Origin of the sequence: Pseudomonas extremaustralis (genome assembly GCF_900102035.1) — a bacterium.
GTDB lineage: Bacteria > Pseudomonadota > Gammaproteobacteria > Pseudomonadales > Pseudomonadaceae > Aquipseudomonas > Aquipseudomonas extremaustralis.
The window spans coordinates 1625836-1647050 of sequence record NZ_LT629689.1; the positions used below are offsets into that span (position 1 = coordinate 1625836).

Genomic DNA, 21215 nt, shown 5'->3' on the forward strand with positions numbered 1-21215 from the left:
CCGGGCTGACTGTACGTGGAGTGGGCAACGGGATTTCGACGTGCAGGAGGTCAACCTCGGGGCCTCAACGCCATCAACATCTTTTGTGTGGCCGAAGGTCCACTCGGCGCGCTCCGTAAACGGGTACATACAAGCCTGGCATTGTTCCGTAGGATGCACGCGCCAGGACGGCGCTACACACCCAATGGTCAGTCTATCGATGCCCATAAAGGGCCTTTTGGGTGTACATGTTCGCTATCCAGCGCGCTCCGATTGACTCGACAGGACCTGCGCTTAAATGTCGAACCTTGAATCTGGCGTTTGTCCGGTGACCTTCAGGCAACCCAAGAAGGTGATACTGGCCACCGTCATTGGCAATGGCCTGGTGATCTACGACTTCACGGTGTACAGCTTTTCTGCCGTGATCATCGGCAAACTGTTTTTCCCATCGGACAGTGCCTTCGCCTCGTTGCTGATGGCGTTGCTGACGTTTGGCATCGGTTTCGCCATGCGCCCGCTGGGGGCAATCCTGATCGGCAACCTGGCTGACCGTAAAGGGCGAAAAGCCGGTTTGAATGTCAGCAATTTATTGATGGCCACCGGTACCGCCTTGATCGCGTTCATGCCCACGCATGCCTCTATCGGCTTCACTGCAACGTTGTTACTGGTGCTCTCGCGGTTACTGCAAGGCTTCGCAACCGGAGGCGAGATAGGGGTGTCATCCGTGGTGCTGATGGAGCTGGCGCCCCGGGATCAACGCTGCTACCTGGTCAGTTGGCGCTCCGCCAGCCAGGCGGCCGCGGTGTTGGTGGGGGCTGTCGTCGGTGCCGCCACGACCGCGTTGCTGACGCCCGAGCAGTTGCTGGCCTGGGGCTGGCGCATTCCTTTCGTGCTTGGGCTGTTGATTGCGCCGTTTGGCTGGTTCATTCGTCGCAACATGGTGGAGACCCCACGGCGCGGCCCCCATTCACCGTCGCTGCGTGTCTTGCTCAACGGCCACCGCCCCCAGTTACTGCTGGGGATTCTGATGATGGCGGCCCCCACCGCAAGCATCTACCTGATGGTGCTCTATATGCCGACCTATCTGGTCCGCACGCTGGGCCTGTCGCCAAGTATCAGCTTGCTCTCGGCGTGCATTTCCAGTGCGATGCTGTTCATCGCCGCGCCCTTGTTCGCCCGGCTCGCCGATCGGCTGCCGCGCCGCAAACCGACCCAATACGTGACGATGATCCTCAGCATCCTGTTGGTCTATCCGGTGTTTCTCGCCTTGACCCAGGGGGTGGGCGAGCTGACTTCGTTGCTGATCATCGGCGTCTATTCGGCTGTCGCGATGGGCAACAACGGCGTCAGCACCGTGATGATCATGGAGGCTTTTCCGGCGCATCATCGGGCCACGGGGATGTCGGTGGTCTACAGTTTCGGCGTGACCATCTTCGGCGCGTTCTGCCCGTTTTTGGTGACGTGGTTGATCGGCGTTACCCAGAACCCAATGGCGCCTTCCTGGTATCTGCTGGGTGCGCTAGCGGTCAGTCTGTTCGCACTCGTCAGGTTTCCCGTCGGCCGACCGACTCACTGATCGATTCGGCCGGCGACGCTGCGATTACCCTGCGCGGCTCGGCCTATCCGCTGTGCCGCCATCAGGCGATGGTCCTGCGGAGCCAGGTCATAGCGGCGACGAAACGCGCGGGTAAAGGCCGATGCGCTGTTAAACCCCAGGCTGTAGGCAATCTCAATCACTTGCCGGTCGGGATAGCGCACCAGTTCATCCGCGGCTTCGCGCAGTCGACAGTTGAGGATATAGCGACCCAAGCCCCCCTCATGCTGGAACAGCCGGTAGAGCGTGGCGCGCGGCAGTTGCATGGCCATGAGCACGTACTCGGGCGTCAACCACGGCTGGTACAGGTTGCTTTGCACATAACGCCGGGCTTTATCGAACATCGCGCTGCGCGCTGCCGCCCGCACGTGGCCGCCGAGCTTGGCCTGTTTCGAGAATGCCGCAAGCATGAGTTGAACGGCGGTATCGAATGATGCCGCCGCCTCGGCGCTCGACAGGCTCGGCAGTTGTCTGGAAAACGCCGCGACATGCTCGATCATCAACTGGGTCACAGGCGTCGTATTTTCGAACACACGCCCGTGGATCGACTCGGCATGGGGCAGCGCCGCCTCCACCACCGGGCGCGACACGAAGAAGGTCAATACGCGGCAACGCCCCCGGTTCATTCTGATCGGCTGGTTCATATCCATGGCGACAATGCTCGCCATGGCGGATGTGCCGCTGTCCAGCGAGCCGCCCCGAATGGATTCCATGGCGCCTTGGGTGAACACCTGAAACACATAGTCCCGGACGTTATCGGTAGAAATGCGTGGGATCGAACGGTCCAGCAACAACGCATCGCTTGAGCAATCGGTAAAGATGCGATCACCCAGCTTGTAGCGGTCAATGCTCGCGTTGAAGTGCGTGGTCGTGGCGTGGGATGTCGGCAGGACGTCGATGACGTGTCCGACCCGGTCACGCCATGCCAGCAATTGGTTGGCTGGCGGTTCGGCGCTGACCTCAAAGTGATCATGGGCGTGCCGGGAGCCGCAGTGTTCAGGGGCGTATATGACTGAAGCTGGTTTACTCATGGATTCACTACAGCCCGCAAAGTCTATGTTATCGACCCGTCCACAGGCACGGTTTGTACCCGATATACGTCCATGCTCCTTGCCGGCAGCCAGTCACAATTCTTTATCGATCTTCTTATAGCCGCTTTCCCCGTAAAAGTAATGGCAATCCTTCTTGGTATCCAACCTGTGGACGTCCCTTCGCCGTCAAGCACGGGGCAGGGCGCCTGAAAATAATTGAAAAGTTGCAACGCAGGGTCAAGCCGTGTGCAAGGCGCTTGATAGATTGGCGCGAACTCGAGTTCCAGCGCGTCAATGTGTTTCCACGCGTTGAGCGTGCGCGTTTGTTTCTTGAATAAATCCCGTCGGTATTGGCCTTGCCATGTTCGCAGCGCTGATCTGAAAGGGCGGCAAGTACTTCAGGTGTTCACCTGATGGTCCCGATGTCTCGGCTGGCACATGCTTATCCGGCAGTTGAGTGAGCGACACCTTTGAACCTATTGAAGTATCAGGAGTAACGGATGAGTTGCCTCGACCGGGAAGTAGGTTCGTTTGCGATCAGTTTGACTCATCCTGCTGGCACCAACCCTCGAGAAGGCGCGGCTTTTTCCCTCGCGCAAATCGAAGTGGACAAATTGAACAACATCCACGCCGAGTCTGGAGTGGATTGGCAGAAAGTCGCCGATGCCTGCGTAAAAGTGCTGCGAGAAGAGGGCAAGGACTTCAATGCCGCAGTGTGGTTGTTGTGTGCCTGGACCACCCTGCAAGGCGTATCCGGCCTGGCGAACGGCGTGCACATCGTGCGCGAAATGCTTGAGCTGTACTGGGAGACCCTGACGCCGCCGCCAGCGCGATTGCGTGCCCGGCGCAACCAGGCCGAGTGGATGCTCGAGTGGCTTACAGCGAAGCTTGAAGGCAACTTCGACGCGGTGCCTGGCGAACAACTGGCGGGCTTGCTCGAAGACTGGGACGCCATTGACAGCCAATGGCGGGATCGGGATGCCGACGGCCCGAGCTTTTTTGCGTTGCGTCGTCGCCTATCGCAGTTACCCGTGCAAGCCAGTGTCGAGCCTATAGCGGCTGCGACGCAGGAGGTTGCGCCGGCAGTCGATGCGGCTACGGTGCCCGCGACGCCGGTTGCCCACGCACCCTCGGCGCCGCTGCCGCCTGCGGTCCTTGCGCCGATCCAGCCACTGGGCGGTCTTGACAGCGATGAAGCCATCGAGAGCGCGGTCAACAGCGTGTTTGCCTCGCTGACGCCGCTGCTGGGGTTTTGTCTGGAGTCCCGGACAACCTTGCCGTTGCTGTTTCGCCTCAATCGCCAATCGGCGTGGATGACCCTGGAGCAGGCACCGCCGGCGCAGGGTTGCACGACCCGCCTGCCACCGCCCTCGGAGGCGGAGCACGAGGCGTTCAGTCGCTTGCAGAGCGTGGGCGAGCCGCTGGACATCCTGCGTTTTTGCGAAGGTCGGCTGACGAGCTATCCCTTTTGGCTGGACCTCAATCGGGCCAGTCATGCCGCGCTCTCACGACTGGGATCGGAAGCGATGACCGGTGCCGCCAGCCTGGCCCTGGAAACCCGTCACTTCCTGGCGCGCCTGCCGTCACTGGTCGAGCTGACATTCGCCGACGGCCAACCGTTCGCCGATGGCGCGACCCGCAGTTGGCTCGAAGGATTGGCCCCGACGGCCAGCGGTGGCGCGACGGATGCTCTGCAGACGCTGATCGATGAGGTTGGGCGTGATGCCGCTGAAGGCCGTTTGAACCAAGCGTTGGCGCGTTTACAGAGCGCCGTGCGTGAGGCCGGCAGCGGCCGCGAGCGGTTCCGCTTGCGTGCGGCCCAATGCCAGTTGCTACAGCGTTTCGACCCGCGCGCTCAGTTGGGTGTTGCCTTGGACGTATTGCTCCAGGAAGCGACGGGGCTGGGCCTTGATCGTTGGGAGCCGGAGCTGGTCAGGCCGTTGTTGGAATTGGCACTGGCCCAGGACGACGGCGGTTCGCGAGCGATGTGGGCGCAACAGTTGGCAGCAATGGATTTGCCGGCGTTCTGGCGGTTGGCCAGCCCGCCGGCAAGTTGAATGAGCAACAGGCAACACCTGGCAGGCGTGTGCATATCCATGCCATGAGTTTTCTAACGGCTGCGTTGAGCGAGTCCGGTAAACAGGAGTGAGATTTAATGGCTAGTGAAGGTTCGGTCGCGCCTAAAGAGCGCGTCAATATTGTTTACAGCTCTGACACCGGCGGCGCGCAGGAGCAGGTCGAGCTGCCGCTCAAGCAACTGGTGATCGGCGATTTCACCTTGCGTGAAGACGATACGCCGGTTGAAGACCTCAAACCGATTCGCGTCGACAAAGACAACTTCACCGATGTGCTCAAGGGCCAGAACCTGAGCCTGCAGTTGGCGGTGCCCAATCGTCTGGCGGAAAACGCGCCGGAGGATGAGCAGATCCCGGTCTCGCTGACCTTCGAGTCCATTCGCGATTTCGAGCCGGATGCCATCGTGGCCCAGGTTCCCGAGTTGCAGCAACTGATCGCCCTGCGCGATTCGCTCAAGGCCTTGAAAGGGCCGATGGGCAATTTGCCGGAATTTCGCAAACAGCTTCAGGCCCTGATGAACGATGACGGCGCCCGCGAGCGCTTGCTCTCGGAACTCGGCGTAAAGGACAAGGAATAACCCATGAGCGAAGAAAAAAGTCAGGCCGCGAGCGCGACCGGCCAAGCGGTCGAGTCGGTGTCCCTGTTGGATCAGTTGGTCGAAGCGACGCGCGTCAAGCCGGGCGACGAGGCTTATGCCGTCACCCGTCAGGGCCTCGAAGCGTTTGTCACCGAACTGCTCGAGCCGGCCCGGCAGACCGAGAAGGTCAGCGCCGGGTTGATCGACGACATGATCGCCACGCTGGATGCCAAGCTGTGCCGCCAGGTCGACGCGATCATTCACCACCAGCAGTTCCAGAAGCTGGAGTCATCCTGGCGCTCGCTGAAGTTTCTGGTCGATCGCACGGATTTTCGCGAGAACAACAAGCTGGAAATCCTCAGCGTTTCCAAAGAGAAGCTGCTCGAAGACTTCGAGGACGCGCCGGAAATCACCCGTTCGGGTCTGTACAAGGCGGTGTACACCGCCGAGTTCGGCCAGTTCGGCGGCCAGCCGTTCGGTTCGATCATCGGTAACTACGAGTTCAACCCGGGCCCGCAGGACATGAAGTTGCTGCAATCGGTCGCGGCCATTTCGGCCATGTCCCACACGCCCTTCATTGCCGCGGCCGGCCCGCAGTTCTTTGGTATCGACAGCTTTGCCGACCTGCCCAACCTCAAGGATCTGCAAGCCGTCTTCGAGGGGCCGCAGTTCACCAAGTGGAATGCCTTTCGCGAAAGCGACGACGCGCGTTTCGTTGGCCTGACATTGCCGCACTTCCTGCTGCGCACGCCTTATGGCGAAGACACGGTCCCCGCCAAGACGTTCCGCTACAACGAAAACGTCGGCGGTGGTAACCAGGACTTCCTGTGGGGCAACGCCGCGTTTGCCTTCGCCAGTCGCCTGTCCGACAGCTTTGCCCAGTACCGCTGGTGCGCCAACGTCATTGGCCCACAGGGCGGCGGCACCGTCGGTGATTTGCCGATCTACAACTACGAGGCCATGGGCGAAACCCAGACCAAGATCCCGACCGAAGTGCTGATTTCCGAGCGCCGCGAGTTCGAGCTGGCCGAGCAGGGGTTTATCGCGCTGACCATGCGCAAGAACACCGATAACGCGGCGTTCTTCTCCGCCAACTCGTGCCAGAAACCCAAGTTCTTCGGCAATGACAAAGAAGGCAAGGAAGCCGAGCTGAACTACAAGCTGGGCACCCAACTGCCGTACATCTTTGTGGTGAGTCGCCTGGCCCATTACATCAAGGTCATCCAGCGCGAAAACATCGGCACCTGGAAAGAGCGCGGTGACCTGGAGTCGGAACTCAACACCTGGATTCGCCAGTACGTGGCCGACATGGATAACCCCGCCGCCGGTGTGCGCAGCCGTCGTCCATTGCGTCAGGCAGACATTACCGTCAGCGACGTCGACGGCGATCCAGGCTGGTACCGCGTCGGTTTGAAAGTCCGTCCGCACTTCAAGTACATGGGCGCGTCTTTCACGCTGTCGCTGGTAGGCAAGCTCGACAAGAGCTGATCCCAAGCGTGAATGGGCAGCCTGGCCGGTGCCCATTCAGGTGTTCACCCGAGGGTCATTGCCTCGACGTTTCCATAAGATGGATTCAACGCAGCGAGACAGGGCCACAGGCGCTGATCGATGCCTGAAACCTCACTGATTAACCCCGGAGTACACGTTATGCCAATGCCATGCTACTTGAGTATCGAAGGCCAGAACCAAGGCAAGATCCAAGGTTCCAGCACCGTAACCGGTCATGAAGGGATGATCCTTGTCCAGGCCGTCGAACACCTGATCGATATTCCCAAGAACCCGCAGACCGGCCTGCCGGCCGGCAAGCGTGTTCATCAGGGCATGACCCTGACCAAGGAAATCGACAAGTCCTCTCCAAAGCTGCTGCAAGCGCTGACGTCAGGTGAGCAGCTCAAGTCCGTTGTACTGGAGTTCTATCGGATCTCGCCTAAAGGCACCGAAGAAAAGTACTACACCATCACCCTGAGCAATGCCGTGCTCGTCTCGGCCCGCACCTGGGTGCCGAACGTGTTGAGCCCTGAGTTCAAGCAAATGGGCCATATGGAAGACATCGGCATCACCTACGAAAAAATCGTCTGGACCTGGGTGCCGGATGGTATCGAAGCCGAAGACTCGTGGTTGGCGCCAAAAGCGTAAGCCAGCCTCGACTGTTCAATGCCGCCCTGGTCCAGGGCGGTGTTCTTGACATTGCAGAAGGGACACCGCGTTGAGAGAAAAGCGATTGCTGGAGCGCATCACAAGCCTACAGGTCGAAACCGATCGCACGCACCTGACCCAGGCGCAAGTGTTGACGCAGTCGATCGTCCAGCATCTGCAACGCATCTTGAATACCCGGCGCGGTAGCGTGCCGATTGACGCCGAGTTTGGCGTACCCGACTTCACCAATCTGGCCGGTTCGTTTGCGACCGGCGAGACCACGCAAATAATCGAGAACATGACTCGCATGATCGCCCGCTACGAGCCTCGCTTGAAATCGCCGCGCATCCTGGTCGCCGAAGGCGCCCAGGAAGTGTTGTCGCTGAGTTTCAGTCTTGAAGGCGTGGTGTCGATCGATGACCGGGACATTCCCATTCACCTGGCAACGCGTGTGTCTTCGGACGGCCGCGTGTCCCTGGCGATGCACTAAGTCATGCTCAACAGCCATTATCAAAATGAACTCAACCAACTGCGCCGTCTGGCCGATGAGTTTGCCCGCCGCAACCCGGCCCTGGCGCCGCTGCTGGGGGTGGATTCGGCCAATGATCCGGACGTCGAGCGCTTGCTCGAAGGCGTGGCGTTTCTCACCGGGATGGTTCGCCAGCGGTTGGACGACGAGTTTCCCGAGTTCATTCAAGAGCTGGCGCAACTGCTCTATCCCCATTACCTGCAACCCGTGCCCTGCCTGACGCTGCTGCAATTCCAGCCGCGTGCGGCATTGCAGGAGGTCTCGCGTATCGAGGCCGGATGCGAAATTGCCTCGGTGCCGGTGGATGGCCAGCGCGTGCGCTTTCGCAGCACCGTGGCGGTCGATCTGGAGCCGTTGCAACTGGTCGGCAGCCGCTGGGACGGCGCTGCCGGTGAAGAGCGCAGCCTGGTCCTGGACTTCGCTTTCACCACCGCCGATCCGAAGAGTTGGGCGGCGGACAGCCTGCGTTTCTACCTGGGCGATGGCTTGGCCGATGGCTCCAAGTTGTTGCGTCTGCTGCAACTCAACCTGCGCGAGATTCGCATCACCGCCCAAGAGCAGCCCATGACCGTATTGCCGGCCAGCCATTTGCGCGGCCTGGGATTCGATGCCAGCAACACCTTGCTGCCGTTTCCCGATACCGCGCACCCGGCGTACCGTTGCCTGCAGGAATACTTCGCGTTGCCTGAGAAGTTTCTCTTCGTCGAGCTTCGCGGCTTCACACAGTGGCGAGCAAGAGGCGCGGAGGGGCGCTTCAGCGTGCGCCTGATGTTCGAAAACCTGCCGGACTGGACACCGAATCTGTCGGCCAACAGCTTCCTGCTGGGCGTGACACCGGCGATCAATCTGTTCGCCCAGGACGCGCACCCGCTGCGCATCGACCACAAGCAAGTCGACTATCGCATCCAGCCCGCCGACCATGGCCAGCGCATGAGCATGCGGATTCATTCGGTGCTCAAGGTCAGTGCGTATTCCGTCGGAGGCGGGGAGCGGCTGCTGGAACCGTTCAATACCTTCTCGCAGCGCGACACCTATAACCTGCGCATCCGCGCCTCGAGCATCGATGCCCAAGGCTACGACCACTATCTGAGCCTGCCCTACAGCGAAGGCAAAGTGCCGGGCGAAATGACCTTGTCCATCGGTTTGCTCTGCACCAATGGCAAGCTCCCGGAAAGCCTGCGCCTGGGGGATTTGAACCAGCCCACCGACAACACGCCGCCCAGGGTCGAATTCAAGAGCATCCGTGGCATCACACCGTGCCAGCCGCCCAAGTTCGACGATAAGTTGTTGTGGCGCATGCTCTCGCAGCTCAATGCCAACCACTTCCGCCTGGCCGATCGCGACTACCTGCGCGGCCTGCTCGCGTTGTATCTGCCCAGCGTCGGCGAAGGTGCCCAAGACGCTAATCAACGGCGCATCGATGCCATCGAAAAAGTCACCGTCAGCCACGAGCGGCGGTTTATTCGTGGGCTGCCGATCGAAGGCAGTGTGGTCCGGGTCGAGTGCCGGGGCGACTATTTCCTCAGCCCCGGCAATTTCTACCTGTTCGGTTGCGTGCTCGATGAGTTTTTCGCCGGCTGTACGGCCATCAACAGCTTTACCGCTTTCACGCTGTTCGACAGCGTCAACCACGAGACCTTGAAATGGCCAGCGAAGATCGGGCACCAACGCCTGTTGTGATCGATCCGCTGCTCGATGACGGCGGCGAGTTCGGGTTTTTCCAGGCCTTGCGCCTGTTGCGCCTGCGGTTCCCGAGCGAAAAAGACTTCGTCGACAACGTGCGGGTCCGGCCGCGGCTGGGGCTCGGGTTTCCGCTGCGGGACATCGAGGGGATCGAGCAGGACGAAGACGGTCGCTATCGGATCGAGGCGAACTTTTTCGGCCTGTATGGCGTGACCTCGCCGTTGCCGACGTTCTACACCGAAGACCTGATCGACGAGCAACTGCAAGGCCACTCTGCGGGACGTGACTTTCTCGACATCCTGCATGCCTCGCTCTATCCGCTGCTGTTTCGCGCCTGGGAAAAGCATCGGATCTGGATCGACATTACCGAGCGGCGCGACGTCAAGAGCCTGCGTCAGTTGCAGGCATTGATCGGCATCGCGGATGCGCGTCCCGAGCAGCGCGATCAATCCAACGATCTGCTGCGTTATGCCGGGTTGTTCAACCAGTACCCACGCTCGGCCCTGGGGTTGCAGCAGTTGGTCAAGGCGGTACTCGGCGATGTGGCCGTGGAAGTGGTGCCGTGTGTCGAGACGCGTCTGCGGATCGACCGCACGGCACGCACGTACCTGGGCATGCAGTGCGGGGTGTTGGGCGAAGACAGCCTGCTCGGTCGTGAAGTCACGGACCGCAGCGGCACGCTGGATATCCGCCTGACGTCCCTGAGTACCACGCGTTTTCACGGGTTACTGCCGGGACAGGCGCTGTATCAACAGCTCGAACGCTTGGTGGCGTTGTACCTACAGACGCCATTACGCAGCCGCCTGGTCATGCGCCTTGCGGCCAATAAACAACAGTGCGCTTCGCTGGGCGGCGGCTGGCAGCGACTGGGCCTGGATACCTGGCTCGGTGACGGAGATACACAGGACGACGTTGTATTCATGCTGACGGCCGAACACGGACCAATGCTCGAAGAGAGGGCTCGCTAGATGATTCAGGTAGAACTCAAACCGCTGTTCGCACGGCTCAATGTGTACAGCACCAAGGCCCTGGAGAACGCGGCGGGCCAGACCCTGGCGCGGGCTCACTACGAGATTTCCCTGGAGCACCTGCTGCGCCAGTTGCTGGAAGATCCGGATGCCGACACGACGCGCATCCTCACGCGCTTCGAAATCGATCCGATGCGCCTGCGTGCGCTGCTGGATGAGGGCCTGGCGCAACTGAAAAACGGCAACCCCGGACGTCCAGTGTTCGCCGGCCTGCTCACCGAGTGGATTCAGGACGCCTGGCTGATTGCCTCGCTGGTGGTCGGCAGCGGGCGCATCCGTGGCGGTTCGCTGCTGCTGGCGCTGGTATCGCGCCTGGGTTACTACACCGCCGGTACACGCTACGGCGAACTGCTCAAGCCGATTTCCACCGATGCCCTGACGGCGGAGTTTGCTCAGCTGTTGGGCGGCTCCAGTGAAGGTCCGCTGGACAGCCTGCAGACCGGTTCGGCCTCCGCTTCGTTGGCCGGCGCCGGCGGCAATGCGCCCGCCGCCGAAGACAATATCGCGCGCTTTTGCGAAGACCTGACCGCCAAGGCAGCGGCGGGGCGTATCGACCCGATTTTCGGGCGCGATGATGAGATTCGCCAGATGATCGACATTCTCGCCCGGCGGCGTAAAAACAACCCCATCGCCGTGGGCGAGCCGGGTGTGGGCAAGTCCGCCGCGGTCGAGGGGCTGGCGTTGTTGATCAGCCAGAACGAAGTCCCCGACTTCCTCAAAAACACGCGTTTGCTCAGCCTGGATCTCGGTGCATTGGAAGCGGGCGCCAGCGTCAAGGGCGAGTTCGAAAACCGTCTGCGTGGCGTCATCGAAGAGATCAAGGCCTCCACCACGCCGGTGATCCTGTTCATCGACGAAGCGCACATGCTGATCGGTGCCGGCGGCGCGGCGGGTGGCTCGGATGCGGCCAACCTGCTCAAACCCGCATTGGCCCGTGGCGAGCTGCGCACCATCGCCGCCACGACCTGGTCGGAGTACAAGAAGTATTTCGAGAAAGACCCGGCCCTGGCGCGCCGTTTCCAACTGGTCAAGCTGGACGAACCGAGCGTTAAAACCGCCGTGTTGATCTTGCGCGGGCTCAAGGGGCACTACGAAAAAGTCCACGGGGTCAGCGTGCGTGATGACGCTATCGTCGCCGCCGCCGAATTGTCCGATCGCTACATCACCGGGCGCTTGCTGCCGGACAAGGCCGTGGACCTGCTCGACACCGCCAGCGCCCGCGTGCGGATTGGCCTGGGTATCAAACCTGCGGAGCTGGAGCGCATGGAGCGGCAGTTGTCCGGGTTGGCGCGTGAACTCAGCGCCCTGGAGCGCGACCGTGGCAATGGTTTCCCCGTGGAAGACCAGCGCCTGACGGATATCGCCGACGAACAGGCTGAGATTGACGAGCGTCGGGTTGCGCTGGAAGTCCGCTGGCTGGCCGAGCGCGACGCGGCGCTGCGTGTGCTTGAAGCGCGCAAGCAACTGACCCTGCAAGCACAGGACCTGCCGGTTCCGGCCGAAGGCGAGGTTGACCAGGTACTGGCCTCCCTGGAGGAACGCCAGGCCGAGCTGGATCAGGCCCGCGAAGCCTTGGCCGCGCTGCAAGGCGATGCGCCGTTGCTGTTCACCGAAGTCAGCCCGGATGCGATTGCCCAGGTGGTTTCCGACTGGACCGGTGTGCCGCTGGGCAAAGTGCTGCGCGACGCGGCGGGCGGCGTATTGGCCCTGGCCGACAACCTCAAGCTGCGCATTCGCGGTCAGGACACCGCCGTCGAACAGATCGCGGAAATCCTCAAGGCCGCGCAATCCGGCCTGCGCGATCCGCAACAGCCGTTGGGCGTGTTCCTGCTGGTCGGGCCATCGGGGGTCGGCAAGACCGAAACCGCCCTGGCCGTGGCCGAACATTTGTTCGGCGGCGAGCAGGCGATGATCTCGGTGAACATGAGCGAGTACCAGGAGAAGCACACCGTCAGCCGTCTGGTGGGCTCGCCCGCCGGTTATGTCGGCTTCGGCGAGGGCGGCATGTTGACCGAGGCGGTGCGCAAGCGTCCGTATTCGGTGGTGCTGCTCGATGAAGTGGAGAAAGCCCACCTGGACGTGGTGAACATTTTCTATCAGGTCTTCGACAAGGGCAGCCTGTCCGATGGCGAAGGGCGGCAGATCGATTTTTCCAACACTGTGGTGTTGCTGACCAGCAACCTGGCCACCGAAGAGATCCAGAACCTGTGCGTCGACGGGCGTCCCGATCCGGACACCCTGGCGGAAAAGATCCGTCCGACCCTGTCCCGGCATTTCAAACCGGCGCTGCTGGCGCGCATGACCATCGTGCCGTTCTTCACCCTGGGTGGCGAGCAACTGGTGGGCATCGTGCGCCTCAAGCTGGGCCGCCTCAGCGAGCGCCTGCTGGCCTCGTCGAAAGTCCGCCTGACGTTTGCAGACGAGGTCGCCGCCGCCATCGCCGCGCGCTGCACGGAAGTGGAGAGCGGGGCACGCAATATCGACTTCATTTTGCGTAAAAGCCTGACACCGCGTTTGTCTGACGTGTTGCTGGGGGCGATTGCCGATCAGCGTCCGCTGGCCGGTTTGCATGTGGCAGTGGATGCGCGCGGCGAGTGGGTCATTACCGCGCAAGAAGTCGATGGGATCAGGTCTTTACCCGAGCGTGAAGCGCTGCTTGAACCCCTAGAGTGACCGCTCGTTTACCGATTGAAGAACAAGGATTGATTGATGGCTCTCAATGATCACGCGCTCTGCACTTTCGCCAGCCTGGCCCCCTCGCTGCTGCTCGAAACATTATGGGTGCAGCAGTGGCAGGGCGAGGAAAAGCTCTCTGAGCCCTATCGCTTCGAGGTTCGGCTGGCCACGATCAATCCGTTGTTCGACGACGAAGCGCTGCTGGGTAACCGCGCGGTATTGACCTTGAGCGATGCGTTGGGGCAACCCCATCCCTATCAGGGCGTGGTCACGGAGGTGGATTATCTCGACGCCGATTCCCTGTATTTCTACTACCGCGTGGTGCTGGAACCGCGTTTCGTACAGTTGCGGCATTTCCGCTTTTCCGAAATCTGGCTGGACAAAAGTCTGCCGGAGCTGATTCGCGACGTGCTCAAGTTGGCCGACCTGACTGTCGAAGGGCCGGGCATGAGCGGGTTGCCGGGGGCGGCGTATGACTTCGATATTCGCCTGCCGCTGGCTGATGATCCGCTGACTCAGGCGACGTTCACCTGCCAGTTCGAAGAAACCAGCTTCGCCTTTATTTCGCGTCTTCTTGAATATTTCGGCGTGTATTACTTCTTTGAACAGGGGCCTGACGGCGAGGCGCTGGTGTTCTGTGGCGACCGACTGTACCAGCCGCAACTCCCCAGTCTGCTGACCTATCGTCGTCAAGATTCGGAACTGGATGCAGGCCGGGTCCTGGCGGTGGCGCGGACCTTCGAGCGCAAACTCGTCCGGCAAGCGGCGGGGGTCACACTCCAGGACTTTTCCGCGAGCAACGCGCAGTTGAAGTTAGAGGTCAACGCTTCAGTGGCAACTGCCAGCCTTGGCGCAGATGCCTCGACCGAGCAACGAGAGGCCGTCTCAGGTTCGTCTGTCTTTGTCGGCGGCCAGGGGTTGTATGGCGAGCACTTCGGTTCGCTCGAACAGGGGCAATGGCTGGCCAATCGTCGTGCCCAGGCCATCGGTTGCCGTCAACGGGAGTTTCATGGCAGCGGTCGAGCCACGGGGTTGCGCGCCGGTTATCCGATGCTGTTAGTCGGCCACCCGCGCCCGCTGTTCAATGCCGGTTATCAGGTGATTGAAGTTCACCATGACGGTTATCAGCCGTTGCCAGGGCTGGGCGCGGAGGGGGAAGGGCCGGAGCAGGGGATCAACACGCGGTTTATCGCCTTGCCCGGCGACGTGCAGTTCCGCGCCCCCTGTGTGACCCCTCGGCCTTATGTGCAGGGCGTGCTCAGTGCGGTGGTGGATGGTGATGAAGATACCGGTCGGCCACTGCTCAACGAGCATGGTTGCTACAGAGTGAGTTTCCCGTTCATTCGCGGCGAGAAGAATGCAACGCGCGGTTCGGCCTGGTTGCGTATGGCCACGCTGTCCAGCGGTTCGAGCCACGGCATGAATTTCCCGCTGCTCAAAGGCACGGAAGTGCTGGTTTCGTTCTTGGGCGGCGACCCTGATCGCCCGGTGATCACCGGCAGCGTGCCCAACTCCGAGAATCCCAATGTGGTCACTGGCGATAACGCGACCCAAAGCGGCTTGAGCACTCCCGGTGGGCATTTGTTTGCGATGGAAGACAGCCCGTCCGGGCCGATGATGAAGATGGGGGCGTCTACCGGTTGCAGTTTTACCTTGGGCGAGGGCGATGTCAGTGGGGCGCATTTGCGCACGGACAAGCATATGCAACTGGCGTCCAGTTCTTATAAACATGAGATACCGGGTGTCTATACGCTATCTATTGGTGGAGGGAGTGCGCCGAAACCACTTGTTTCCCATGGCTCTAAAGAAAAACTGCTGAGCAGCAACTTCATCGCTGACCAGGAATTGGTTCCCAACGCAAAGGCGGCTACAGATATTTATGACTGGCTAAGTCATCGGACCAAAAAAACGATTACAGCACTTGATTTGTCAGCAAACTTAACAGGGGTTAAGGCCGGTATTGCAGCGACTGGTTTGAACGTCAGTGTTGCACTCAATGGCGTGGATGTGAGTGTCAAAGTAGGGATTGTCTCAGTTGCATACCAGTGGTTCCCTATAAAAATCAATAACGGCGACATTATCATTCATAAGGCGAAGGCCAAAAAAGACAAGCTGACTTATAGCGATAGATCCGTTGTCGTCGGCTCCGACCTAAGCAAGATAAAACTGGAGAAGTCTGCCTATTTCATGCATTTATCCAGCAATTCCCATGAAATTACGGTAGGCCCCAATACTATCGTATTGACCAATGATGGCGTGGTTATCAAATCTAACGGGATTGTTCATATCGACGGCGATCTACATGTTTCCGGAGACGTCTTAATGGGCAAGGCACTCTCTGTTGTTGACAGTATTTATGTAGGGGGTGGGGCTAAGATAGGGGAGCGGATGGTAGATAGTTCAATTAACAAGCCTGACCCGTTTATTCCGAGTGTGGCGATCCAAGGGTTAAGAAATATCGCCTCGGTACAACTGAAAAAAATAATTATCGAAGCCGCACTCAATAAGGTCGATGTCGAAGCTCAGGTTGCTGTGGGCGCTGCCAGTGTAGTTGCGGCCGAGGCCGTCGGTGACGTCGCTGCTGGCGGCGCTGCCGACGCTCCTGCGGTTTGACCGGCGACAGGTGCTCTAAACATGTGCGGAGAGTCTGATGCAACTCAAATGTGAACACGCCAGCGTTGTGTTGCTTGCCACTTCCAAACGGCGGGATACCCATGCCCTGGTGGTTACTTTCGGCCTGTTAGTGGATGCCGAAGGCAAGATCATGCCCGCCGAGCAAACCTGGAGTTGGATCGCCGAGCGCATGGGCAAACAGACGCTGGACCGTGGTTTGAAAAAAAGCCGTGGCACCTTCGCAGTGCAGGGGCAAGCCTACGCCTTGACCGATGCACAGCGTGCTGGAATGGCAGTGCGGGTAAGTCTGGGGAAACTTGAGAAAACACTGCATGTGTTTCCACCCCGTCAATGGAACAAAGGCCTCTTGGGTTGGATGCCGGTTACGAGCGGACAGGTCGATTGCCTGCCGTTGACCCTGGAAAACGCCTACGGCGGTGCCCAGTGGGCGGATAACCCAGTGGGCAAAGGTTATTGTGCTGATACAGACACCGCAGGCGGAACTGCACTCGCACAACTGGAAGTCGCGAACCTGAGTGTTTGCGATCCCAAGGATCGCCCGGCAATTGCCAGCTTCATGCCATTACCGCCGCAAAGCGCTGCTCGCAGTGCCTTTATGGGCACCCTTGACGAGGACTGGACGGCCTATCGTGCACCGTTCTTGCCGATCGACACCGATGCCCGCTGGTTCGATGAGGTAGCGCAGGACCAGTGCAATACCGAATTTTGGCGGGGAGATGAAGCCTGGTCGGTGACGGGGATGCACCCGGCCCAGGCACAAGTGTCCGGGCGCCTGCCTGGCCTGCGGCCACGACTCTTTGTCGAGCGCACTGATAAGCGCCTTGCCATCACTGAGGCGCCAATGGACCTCGATACGGTATGGCTGTTCCCCGAAGCGCAGAGTGTGCTTTTGCTGTACCGGGCAGAAGTATCTGTACTCGATATCGATGCGCAGGATATCGCCACACTGGCGATGGCCCTTGAGCGTGTCGCGGATGCCGAGCTGGATAAGCAGACATGGATTGATCGGCTTTGGCCGCGTCCTCCGGTGGAACCGGTCGAGATACCGCCCACCGAGCCGCCGGTGTTCGACTCCGGGCCCATGATTGCCAGTGTGCAGGCTGCGGCGGACGCAATACACGCTGAATTATCCGTGGCACATGAGCAGAGCCTTCAGATCGCCCAGGACATGGCGACAGGCATGGACATGCCTTTCAACCGTGCAGATCACCCGCCGCTGGTCAAACTGAATTTCGCGGCGTTCATGGGCGAGCCGCAGGCGCCGGCCAAGCCCTTCGATCCAGAGGCGCTACGAGCCGAAATCGAGACGGAATTGGCTCAGGCCAAGGCCGATAGCATGCGCCATGCCCGGAGTGCGATCACGCGATTGAGTCTGGATGTCGAGGAGACTTTGGCACTGGCGAATCAACCCGTCCCCGAGGTTGACCTCATGGGGGTGCTGGCCCGACTGGACCTGCCTCAAGCACAGCAGGCGGATATGGTTGAAAAAGTGACAGCGGGACTTTCCCGTTCGCAAGCGATGGAGGCCTCCATCGATCAGCAACTCGCTGTTGTGGAAAAGGCATTGGCGGCTGATCGAATCAAATTCGGCCCCGCACCCACGCCCGCCGAATACTGCAATCTGACCCGTGAATCGCTGCAAGCCTTACACCTGGCGGGTAAATCGTTGCAGAACCTCAGCCTCAATGGCCTTGACCTTTCAGGGCTGGATCTGGGTCAAGCAGACCTGAAAAGAACGTTGTTTGAAAACTGTCAGCTCAAAGGTGCTTGCTTGGCAAATACGGACCTGAGCCAGAGTCAATTTATCGGTTGTGATTTGACTGCTGCGCGTCTGGACAAGGCGTGCCTGCAAGAAACGCTCTTTCAACGGGTTTTATGCCAAGGCGCGTCATTCAAGGGCGCTAACCTTTTGGCTATTCGAGCCAGCCAAAGTGATTTCTCCACTGCTGATTTCACCGAGGCCAACCTGCAACAAGCCCAACTCAACGAATGCAGCCTCGACAAGGCTCAACTGAGCAACGCCAATCTAAGCCAACTGCATCTCAATAAATGCGACCTGAGCGGCGCACTGTTCACCGACGGCAACCTGCACAAAGCCAAGCTCTACGACTGCACACTGGACGCGACGGACATGCGCCGCGCCAACCTCAGCAAAGCCGATTTCGCCAAGGTGGTGGGCCGCGACCTGGACTTGCGCGAGTGCAATCTGCAAAACCTGCGCCTGGCCGCTCACTGCGTTTTGCCGGGTGTGCGTCTGGACGATGCCGACCTGACCGCTGCCAGTTTTCAAGACGTCGATCTGAATCACGCCAGCCTGCGCGGCGCACGGCTTAACGACGCGCTGCTGACCGGCTGCGACCTGCGTGATTCCGACGGTGTCGGGCTGATCGCCCAAGGTGTCTACCTGTCGGGATGTGACTGAGTCGCGCTGATTGGTCTGGCGCCAACCTGCTTAACGGCCGCTTGCGCAAGGTCTGCCTGGAGCAGACCAACCTCAGTGGCAGCAACTTGCATGGCTTGGCCAGTGACGCGGTGCACGGCAGCGGCGTGCGCCTGGAGCAGGCATTGATGACCCGTTGCCGACTCAAGGAGAGCCTGACTCATGCTTGAAGTATTAAGTGCCGAGGGTCTAAGGGCATTGCTGGCTGATTGGCAGCCCTTGCGCGGGTTGAATCTGGCCGGTGGCGACTATCGCGGGGTTGATTTGAGCAACGCGCGGCTGGAAGACGTGGATGCGCGTGGCGCGCAATTCAATGGCGCCATGCTGACCCAAAGCTACTGGAAAGACTGCCGCCTGGACGGTGCCAATTTTTCCGACAGCACTGCGGACTCGTTGTACATGAACGCCTGTTCATTGCAGGGCGCATCGTTCATGAATGTGCGTTGGAACAAAACCAGCTGGGCGCAATGCCACGGCGAGGATCTGGATCTGTCGGGCGCGCAGCTACAGGCATTTACGCTCTCGGAGTGTCGCGTACCGCGTATCAGGCTCGCGGCCGCCCAGTTGAGCAAATCCCAATGGAGCCGCTGCGATCTGACGGGCCTTGATGGCCAGTCGGCGCATTTTGCGAAGGCACGGTTGATCGATTGCCAACTCGATCAGGCGCGCTTCGGCCTGGCGTCGTTGCAGCAGTGTGCCTTCGATGAATCGTCGTTGAGTGGCGCCGATTTTCACGCCGTGCAGGCCGAGGGCGCGTCGTTCTACCGCTGCAAGGGAGCCGCGCCGATGTTTGTCGGTGCCCATCTCAAGGGCGCTCTGTTCAATGCCAGTCATTTTGACTCGGTCGATTTCAGTGAGGCCGTTCTGGAGATGGCCATCCTGATAGACGCCCAGATGCCAGGCGCGCGCTTTGACCGCGCTCTGTTGCGTTATGCCGATTGCACCGCGTTGCTTGCGCCACGCGCCTCGTTCGTCGCCGCCGATGTGACCGGCATGAATGCCCATGCCGCTGATTTCACCCAGGCTGACTGGCAGCAGAGCAACCCCCAGGCCATCCAGCCCGTTGATACCGAACGCCTCGCCGCCGAGCAATGGCGGCCCGCCTCTTTAGGAAAATCGAGATGAATGAAGCCCCGCAGTATTGCGCTGCCGCTGCTCAATTGCGTCATGCACAGGTCAACGCACTGGATGGCGAGCGTTTCGGCGTGATCAGCAGCGATGGCCGCCGCTATTGGCTAAAACCCGCATTCGGGTGCCTGGTGCGTCCGGCAGTGGGGGACAAGGTGTTGGTCAGCCTGGACGCGCAAGGCGGTTACATCCTTAGCGTGCTGGAACGCGCCATCGCTCAACCGGCGCGTCTGCATCTGGAGGGTGACCTGCATTTGAGCCTGCCCGCTGGCGCGTTGAGCATTCAGGCTCGCGACGGCGTAAGCCTTGACGCCGGTAGCGCATTACGGGTGTGCGCCGAGCAGGGCAGTGTGCAGATGCAGCGTGCCCATCTGACGGTTGGGACCCTGGCCATGAGTGGCGAGCATCTTGAGAACCATTGGGTCGAGCGCCACGACAACAGCGTGTATCACCGCGAAAAGGCCGCGCGCCACGAGGCGGATTTTGCTGATAGCCGCCGTCGCGTCGAAGGCCATGAAGAGCTTCATTCCGGCTCCTTGCGCCAGCGCGTGCGCGATGACTGGAGCGTGCAGGCCGACACGCTGGACCTGAATGCACAACGTAGCGTTGCCATTGATGGCGACAGCATCAAGCTGGGGTGAGATCGATTATGTATATGCTCAATAACGGCGGTGCGATGGCGATGTCCACCGTGCCCGACATCTGCAAGACGCCCGTTCCGCCAGCCGGACCTGTGCCATTGCCTTATCCCAACACTGCCGATACCAGCGCCGCGGACCCGGGTGGATTGGTGATGGACGTGCTGGTGGACGGCATGCCAGCGATGAATATGTCCAGCAAGGTGTTGATGACCAGTGGCGATGAGGCGGGTGTGGCCGGTGGCGTCACCAGCAGCAAGGTCAAGGGTGAAATGATCTTCATCGACGGCAGCGCCAAAGTGATGGTCGCAGGTAAGCCCGCTGTGCGTGTCACCTGCCAGACCATGCACAACGCCAATAACACCATGGGTACGGTTTCGCAGCCGAGCCAGACCGCTGTTCTGGTGATGGAGTGAGCATGCCCTCCATCACGTTTTCCATGGGCGGACTCGTCCTGTGCATCCTGCTCGCCGCCTGCAGCAGCCAGGAACTGACCCCCGAGCAAAAGGCCCTCACCGAGCTCAAGTGGGACTACACCGAAAACGCCATCGAGCTGAGCTTCACCGCCGATAACGACCTCAATCAGTACGACGGCCAGGCGCATAACCTGTTGGTGGTGGTCACGCAGTTCGATCAGATCAGTGCGTTTTCCGCCTACACCGGCAGCTCCCAGCAACTGAGCAGCTTGTTGCTGATGAACAGCGCGCCAACCGGAATGATCGGGCTGACGCGGCTGTTTATCGAGCCGGGCCAGACCCGCACGTTAAGCCTGCCGCGACTCGAGGGCGCGAAGATGGTCGGCGTCGCCGTCGGCTATGCGCACCTGGACCCGACGCGCAGCGTCAAGCTCTATCAGATCGGCGTCGACGTGACGTCGACGGGGTTCTTCAGCAAGACCTGGACCGCCACGCCACGCCCCATCGCCATTGACCTGCTCGTCGGGCCCGATGCGCTGTTGCGTGGCAAGGAAAGTCGTCTGGCGTTGCCCAAGCCGGTGCAGCCCCGAGAGGGCGAGGTGCGCCTGCCGGGCGCACAGGGCTGACCTGCTTGTGGTGAGCGTTGCAGC

17 protein-coding genes are annotated in these 21215 nt (G+C 60.4%); 16 read left to right on the top strand and 1 reads right to left on the bottom strand.

Translation table 11 applies throughout. From position 1 onward, the window contains the following. The first annotated feature begins 277 nt into the window (after positions 1-277). Positions 278-1555: an MFS transporter gene (locus BLR63_RS07755; protein ID WP_010562887.1), complete on the top strand. Its 1278-nt coding sequence runs from the start codon at positions 278-280 to the stop codon at positions 1553-1555. On the opposite strand, the gene BLR63_RS07760 is transcribed toward BLR63_RS07755, so the two are convergent. Then, positions 1549-2604, bottom strand: a complete 1056-nt coding sequence (locus BLR63_RS07760; protein ID WP_010562886.1) for an AraC family transcriptional regulator — start codon at positions 2602-2604, stop codon at positions 1549-1551. The genes BLR63_RS07755 and BLR63_RS07760 overlap by 7 nt on opposite strands. A 500-nt stretch (positions 2605-3104) precedes the next feature. On the opposite strand from BLR63_RS07760, the gene tssA reads away from it, so the two are divergent. From tssA to tssJ, 15 genes are all read left to right on the top strand, one after another. Continuing rightward, complete coding sequence (tssA, locus tag BLR63_RS07765) at positions 3105-4661, top strand: type VI secretion system protein TssA (RefSeq protein ID WP_010562885.1); 1557 nt, start codon at positions 3105-3107, stop codon at positions 4659-4661. 98 nt (positions 4662-4759) lie between these two features. After that, on the top strand, positions 4760-5257 hold the full coding sequence (gene tssB / locus BLR63_RS07770; RefSeq protein ID WP_010562884.1) for a type VI secretion system contractile sheath small subunit: 498 nt from the start codon (positions 4760-4762) through the stop codon (positions 5255-5257). Positions 5258-5260: 3 nt separating this feature from the next. Next, positions 5261-6745 (top strand): type VI secretion system contractile sheath large subunit, encoded by a 1485-nt coding sequence (gene tssC / locus BLR63_RS07775; protein WP_010562883.1) that lies wholly within the window; start codon positions 5261-5263, stop codon positions 6743-6745. Positions 6746-6904: 159 nt separating this feature from the next. Beyond that, positions 6905-7393, top strand: coding sequence for an Hcp family type VI secretion system effector (locus BLR63_RS07780; RefSeq protein ID WP_010562882.1), 489 nt, complete (start codon positions 6905-6907; stop codon positions 7391-7393). Positions 7394-7463: 70 nt separating this feature from the next. After that, positions 7464-7883 carry a type VI secretion system baseplate subunit TssE gene (tssE, locus tag BLR63_RS07785; protein ID WP_231998145.1) on the top strand — a complete coding sequence of 140 codons (420 nt, stop codon included), beginning with the start codon at positions 7464-7466 and terminating at the stop codon, positions 7881-7883. A gap of 3 nt (positions 7884-7886) precedes the next feature. Continuing rightward, a complete protein-coding gene (gene tssF / locus BLR63_RS07790; protein ID WP_010562880.1) occupies positions 7887-9602 on the top strand; it encodes a type VI secretion system baseplate subunit TssF in 1716 nt (571 codons plus the stop codon). Continuing rightward, a complete protein-coding gene (tssG, locus tag BLR63_RS07795) occupies positions 9566-10573 on the top strand; it encodes a type VI secretion system baseplate subunit TssG (RefSeq protein WP_010562879.1) in 1008 nt (335 codons plus the stop codon). The genes tssF and tssG overlap by 37 nt, the downstream gene beginning before the upstream one ends. Continuing rightward, positions 10574-13306 (top strand): type VI secretion system ATPase TssH, encoded by a 2733-nt coding sequence (gene tssH / locus BLR63_RS07800; protein ID WP_010562878.1) that lies wholly within the window; start codon positions 10574-10576, stop codon positions 13304-13306. Between the two features lie 36 nt (positions 13307-13342). Continuing rightward, the gene (locus BLR63_RS07805; RefSeq protein ID WP_010562877.1) at positions 13343-15922 is read left to right on the top strand and encodes a type VI secretion system Vgr family protein; all 2580 of its coding nucleotides are present in this window, start codon (positions 13343-13345) and stop codon (positions 15920-15922) included. Positions 15923-15959: 37 nt separating this feature from the next. After that, positions 15960-18365, top strand: a complete 2406-nt coding sequence (locus tag BLR63_RS07810) for a DUF2169 family type VI secretion system accessory protein (RefSeq protein WP_010562876.1) — start codon at positions 15960-15962, stop codon at positions 18363-18365. 41 nt (positions 18366-18406) lie between these two features. Continuing rightward, positions 18407-18553, top strand: coding sequence for a hypothetical protein (locus BLR63_RS07815; RefSeq protein WP_231998146.1), 147 nt, complete (start codon positions 18407-18409; stop codon positions 18551-18553). After that, entirely contained in the window at positions 18546-19508 is a 963-nt protein-coding gene (locus BLR63_RS07820) for a pentapeptide repeat-containing protein (RefSeq protein ID WP_010562875.1), read from the top strand. Before BLR63_RS07815 ends, BLR63_RS07820 begins: the two co-directional genes overlap by 8 nt. Next, positions 19505-20152, top strand: coding sequence for a DUF3540 domain-containing protein (locus tag BLR63_RS07825; protein ID WP_010562874.1), 648 nt, complete (start codon positions 19505-19507; stop codon positions 20150-20152). Before BLR63_RS07820 ends, BLR63_RS07825 begins: the two co-directional genes overlap by 4 nt. A gap of 8 nt (positions 20153-20160) precedes the next feature. Beyond that, positions 20161-20565 carry a DUF4150 domain-containing protein gene (locus tag BLR63_RS07830; protein ID WP_010562873.1) on the top strand — a complete coding sequence of 135 codons (405 nt, stop codon included), beginning with the start codon at positions 20161-20163 and terminating at the stop codon, positions 20563-20565. Between the two features lie 2 nt (positions 20566-20567). Beyond that, entirely contained in the window at positions 20568-21191 is a 624-nt protein-coding gene (gene tssJ / locus BLR63_RS07835) for a type VI secretion system lipoprotein TssJ (protein WP_010562872.1), read from the top strand. Positions 21192-21215 lie beyond the last annotated feature (24 nt).

What these genes read in the sequence shown, in the direction of transcription:
- tssH (WP_010562878.1), top strand. Translation starts at nt 10,574, where the DNA reads ATGATTCAGGTAGAACTCAAACCGCTGTTCGCACGGCTCAATGTGTAC.
- tssC (WP_010562883.1), top strand. Translation starts at nt 5,261, where the DNA reads ATGAGCGAAGAAAAAAGTCAGGCCGCGAGCGCGACCGGCCAAGCGGTC.
- BLR63_RS07825 (WP_010562874.1), top strand. Translation starts at nt 19,505, where the DNA reads ATGAATGAAGCCCCGCAGTATTGCGCTGCCGCTGCTCAATTGCGTCAT.
- BLR63_RS07830 (WP_010562873.1), top strand. Translation starts at nt 20,161, where the DNA reads ATGTATATGCTCAATAACGGCGGTGCGATGGCGATGTCCACCGTGCCC.
- tssF (WP_010562880.1), top strand. Translation starts at nt 7,887, where the DNA reads ATGCTCAACAGCCATTATCAAAATGAACTCAACCAACTGCGCCGTCTG.
- BLR63_RS07810 (WP_010562876.1), top strand. Translation starts at nt 15,960, where the DNA reads ATGCAACTCAAATGTGAACACGCCAGCGTTGTGTTGCTTGCCACTTCC.
- BLR63_RS07780 (WP_010562882.1), top strand. Translation starts at nt 6,905, where the DNA reads ATGCCAATGCCATGCTACTTGAGTATCGAAGGCCAGAACCAAGGCAAG.
- BLR63_RS07755 (WP_010562887.1), top strand. Translation starts at nt 278, where the DNA reads ATGTCGAACCTTGAATCTGGCGTTTGTCCGGTGACCTTCAGGCAACCC.
- tssG (WP_010562879.1), top strand. Translation starts at nt 9,566, where the DNA reads ATGGCCAGCGAAGATCGGGCACCAACGCCTGTTGTGATCGATCCGCTG.
- tssB (WP_010562884.1), top strand. Translation starts at nt 4,760, where the DNA reads ATGGCTAGTGAAGGTTCGGTCGCGCCTAAAGAGCGCGTCAATATTGTT.
- BLR63_RS07820 (WP_010562875.1), top strand. Translation starts at nt 18,546, where the DNA reads ATGCTTGAAGTATTAAGTGCCGAGGGTCTAAGGGCATTGCTGGCTGAT.
- BLR63_RS07805 (WP_010562877.1), top strand. Translation starts at nt 13,343, where the DNA reads ATGGCTCTCAATGATCACGCGCTCTGCACTTTCGCCAGCCTGGCCCCC.
- BLR63_RS07760 (WP_010562886.1), bottom strand. Translation starts at nt 2,604, where the DNA reads ATGAGTAAACCAGCTTCAGTCATATACGCCCCTGAACACTGCGGCTCC.
- tssA (WP_010562885.1), top strand. Translation starts at nt 3,105, where the DNA reads ATGAGTTGCCTCGACCGGGAAGTAGGTTCGTTTGCGATCAGTTTGACT.
- tssJ (WP_010562872.1), top strand. Translation starts at nt 20,568, where the DNA reads ATGCCCTCCATCACGTTTTCCATGGGCGGACTCGTCCTGTGCATCCTG.